At 68.2% G+C, this 3,844-nt stretch carries 5 protein-coding genes and 1 pseudogene; all 6 read left to right on the plus strand.

Going from position 1 to position 3,844, the window contains the following annotated elements; genetic code table 11:
- Positions 1-667, plus strand: a 667-nt coding sequence (locus RIM90_RS20205) for a hypothetical protein (RefSeq protein WP_309062140.1), incomplete at its 5' end; no start/stop codon positions are given.
- Positions 655-1,767, plus strand: coding sequence for a hypothetical protein (locus tag RIM90_RS20210; RefSeq protein ID WP_309062141.1), 1,113 nt, complete (start codon positions 655-657; stop codon positions 1,765-1,767). The genes RIM90_RS20205 and RIM90_RS20210, both read left to right, overlap by 13 nt.
- Positions 1,768-1,836: 69 nt before the next feature.
- Complete coding sequence (locus RIM90_RS20215; protein WP_375165495.1) at positions 1,837-2,337, plus strand: putative T7SS-secreted protein; 501 nt, start codon at positions 1,837-1,839, stop codon at positions 2,335-2,337.
- Positions 2,309-2,704, plus strand: coding sequence for a hypothetical protein (locus tag RIM90_RS20220; protein WP_309062143.1), 396 nt, complete (start codon positions 2,309-2,311; stop codon positions 2,702-2,704). The genes RIM90_RS20215 and RIM90_RS20220 overlap by 29 nt, the downstream gene beginning before the upstream one ends.
- A 31-nt stretch (positions 2,705-2,735) precedes the next feature.
- Positions 2,736-3,340 (plus strand): annotated as a pseudogene (locus RIM90_RS20225) (hypothetical protein).
- A gap of 26 nt (positions 3,341-3,366) precedes the next feature.
- Complete coding sequence (locus tag RIM90_RS20230; protein WP_309062144.1) at positions 3,367-3,711, plus strand: hypothetical protein; 345 nt, start codon at positions 3,367-3,369, stop codon at positions 3,709-3,711.
- Positions 3,712-3,844 lie beyond the last annotated feature (133 nt).

The following is a 3,844-nucleotide window of genomic DNA, read 5'->3' on the forward strand; positions in this document are numbered from 1 at the left end:
CGTGGCCCGCCGAGCTCTGCCCGTCACCGCAGCCGCGCTCACCGCGACAGCGGCACTGCTCCTCTCCGCCTGCGGCGGGGACGGCGACGGGTCGTCGTCCGACGACATCAAGGGGGCGGACGCGGGGGCCGGTAACCCGTCCGCGTCGTCCTCGATTTCGTCGGACGTCGAACGCCCCGACGTGAGCGTTCCCAAGGACCTGCAACTCGTCTTCGATTTCGAGACGCCGTCGGACCCCGACCACGCGGCGGCGCTCGCGGACGCCGCGAACTACATCCGGGCGCTGAACCACGGCATCACGCAACAGGACCCGGAGGACCCCGCGTACCGGTTCTACTCGGGAGCCGGGGCGGCGCGTTACGCGAAGTCGCAGATCCAGGAGTACGTGGACGGCGGCTGGACCGTGACCGGCACCGACCGGTACTACGACGCCGAGACCAGTTCGGCCGGCAAGTCGAAAGCGACCAGGACGGTCCTGGTCACCTTCTGCGAGGACCAGTCCCAGGCCTACGGCAAGGAAGTGGAGTCGGGGAAGGTCCACCACACCGAGGAGAGCCTGGCCAGCTACCAGAAGTTCAGCATCCTCATGGCGTCGCAGCAGGACTCGCCGGTGTGGCGCGCGCAGCAGATCACCGTCGAGGGGAAGGCGGAGGAATGCCGGGGCTGACCTCTCCCGGACGAACGACGTGGGTCGCGGCCCTGGCCGCCGGCTCCCTGCTCTGGGCCGCAGGTATCGCGCACGCCGACAAGCCCGTCGGCGGCGAGACGAAGCCACCGTCGGAAAGCAGGCCGCAGGGCGACGCCGACGGACGGACGCTCCTGGCCTCCGTCTCGCAGTCCAGGATCCGGATCACCCACTCCGGAGGCGGAACCGAGCAGGGCTCGATGGACGAGCTGACGTCGGCGGATCCCGACTGGGAGCCGCCGGTCTGCTGGTACGAACCGGTCTTCACGCCCGAGGCCCTCAAGTCCGCGGTCGGGGACCTGGAGAAGAACGGCGGCCTGGGTGCCGTGAACGCCCACGAGTGGTGGTCCTCGGGCATCTTCGTGGACCACTACGACAAGGGCGAGCCCCAGGACAACTTCGACCTGAACTCCGCCGAGAACAGCACCGCCGAGGGCTACGAGAACTACAACGTCGGCAAGGACGGCATGTTCTGGCGGAGCGTGGTGCGCAAGGGCCACGAGAGCGACATCAGGGCGTGGGACTGCGGTCGCATCATGTTCTGGCAGGACGCCGGCACGATCCCCGACGACGAGCACGCCCCCACTCCGGAGACGCTCGCGGCCTACGCGTACGACAGGATCGAGGTACCGAAGACCGAAGTCGAGCTGAAGCCGGAAGCCAGGTCCACGGTGAACCTGCCGACCTGGGTCTGGCTGGACAAGGGCACGTTCAAGGAGGTCATGGTCCGCGCGGAGCTCCCGGACACGGGCCTGTGGGCGGAGACGACCGCCAAGCCGGTCGCCCTCCACCTGGACCCGGGCACGGAGGACGCCGAGACCTACCCCGCCTCCGGCGACTGCGAGATCGACGGCGACGGCTCCATCGGCACCCCGTACACGAAGGGCAGCGCCGACAAGACCCCGCCCTGCGGCATCCGCTACCTCCGCGCATCGGCCGGCGACCCGTACCAACTGACGGCGTCGATCACCTGGCAGATCTCCTGGGAGGGCACCGGCGGCACGGGCGGCGACCTCCCCGACGGCACCTTCGAGACGACCCAGGACATGAACGTCCAGGAGATCCAGTCGGTCAACCGGTGAGGACCCGGCCCCTCACCGGCCGGCTCGGGCCGCCCTGCCGCAGCAGTCGTTCACGAGGCGGCCCTGCGGATCCGTGCGGGTGACCCGCAGCGCATCCGCAAACTCGCCGGTGTTCTGCACGACTTCGCCGACGACGTGGGCGAGGCCCTGCGCGACCTCAAGGGCATCGCCCAGGAGGACGAGATCCCCTCCTGGGCGGGCAAGACGGCGGACGTCTTCGCGGAGGAGTTCGCGGACGCGCCCAAGTGGTTGCGGAAGCTGAAGAAGTCGTACGACCTGGCGGAGGACGCCCTCGCCGGCTTCTGGCCGGACCTGGAGGACGCCCAGGAGAAGGCCGACAAGGCGCTGCGGGACGACCGCACGGCACGCGCCGAACTCACCACCGCCCAGCAGGCCCTGTCGGGTGCGAACTACTGGGTGCGCACCGCCACCGAGAAGGCGGACTCCTACGACCCGGCCAAGAACGGCGGCAAGGACGTCCCCCAGCCCGACGAGGACGAGGTCCGCCGGTCGGAAGGCAGCGGCATGACAAGGAGTTTCGATGATTCGCCCTATTGGATTCTTCACTGAGCTCTCGCCCGGATGGGGTCTTCCCGAGGACGGTTCGATCAAGGATGCCGTCAGACCCACAGGGGAGCCTGACGAGCAGAATATTCTGGAGTACTTGCGGAACGGGACCGAAATCTGGAGCGAGATGAGCGCTGGACCGGACGTCCTGGACCCCGAGGCACCGAACATGACGGGCATCGGGTCACTGGTCACCGACGGAACGTGGCTCTGGCGGGAGGACCTCCCCCATTACGTCGCCAAGTATCACGTATCCCTTCCGAGAGAATTCCTTGAGCACGTCAGGTCCCTGAAGTACACGGCACCCGCGGTATCGGAAAGCCGGCTGATCGAAATTTCGACCGAGGATCTCGGAATGGACTTGGGCTGAAAAACCGGACCGAATTCAGAAAGAGTATTCGATGCCCAGCTTCCCTCTGGCGGTTCCGGACTCCTGGTGGGAATTCGACATCCGTCCCGAAGGCCGTGAAGCCACCGTTCGGGCCCTCGTCGACGAGCGAATCCGCGATACCCGGAACTGGCACCCCACCGCGCCGACCTGACCGCCATGCTCCGCAGGACGGCCAAGGACGCCCACGACTCCGGTGCGCTCTACCTGGGCTGCATGGCGGAGAACTTCGACGGCGTCCCGCTCTCCGCCACCGTCACGGTCTCGGTGCTCGGCGCGAAGAACCAGCAGGGCGTCGCCCTGTCCACCGACCCCCGCGCCATCGCCGAGAGCCTGCGGGCCGTCACGCCCCGCCGCGAGGGCGACGCCTGGCGGAAGGTGACGACCGTCGGGATACCCGGAGTCGGCGTCGCCGCGCGGACGTACGGCGTCGAGGACGTTCCCGTCGCGCCGGGCGACGGCCGTACCCTGCGTATGGTGCTGACCCAGACGTACATTCCCGTCCCGGGAACCGCCGACCAGGTCGTACTCGTCTCGGGAGCGAGCCCGGTGCTCGATCTCGCCGAGGCGTTCCACGACATCTTCGACGCGGTGACGGGCACGTTCAGGTTCGTCTAGGTCCGACTTCGCCGGGGGGTTTCCACATGGGCAAGGGAAAGAGCGACCTCGCGCTCCCGCTGACCGAGATGGAGGACTACGGGCGTCGGCTGCGGTCCCTCAAGACGCGGATGAACCACACCAAGAAGCTCTTCGAGTCCTACAGGGACGACATCGGTGACGGCAGCGTCAACGACGCGCTCTCCGACTTCGAGTCGAACTGGGAGGACGGCCGCGAGGACATCACGCAGCAGCTCGACGCGCTGGCCGGAATGTCCGACGCCGTCGTCCGCGAATTCAAGAAGCTCGGGGACGAACTCACCAAACAGGTCAACGAGAAGATGAAGGTCGAGGACAAGCGCGGAGGCAAGGGGGGCAAGGGCGGCAGGTGAGCCGGCCCCGGACACGCCGAAGGCCCCGGCCGCAGCGGTCCGGGGCCCCCGTGCACGCGCTGTCAGCGCACGTCCGCGGTGCGGATCAGTACATGGTGGTGCGCGCCTGGCCGTCCGCCGAGACGCCGTCGAA

It is taken from the genome of Streptomyces sp., from assembly GCF_031181555.1.
In the GTDB taxonomy this organism is placed as follows: domain Bacteria; phylum Actinomycetota; class Actinomycetes; order Streptomycetales; family Streptomycetaceae; genus Streptomyces; species Streptomyces fimbriatus.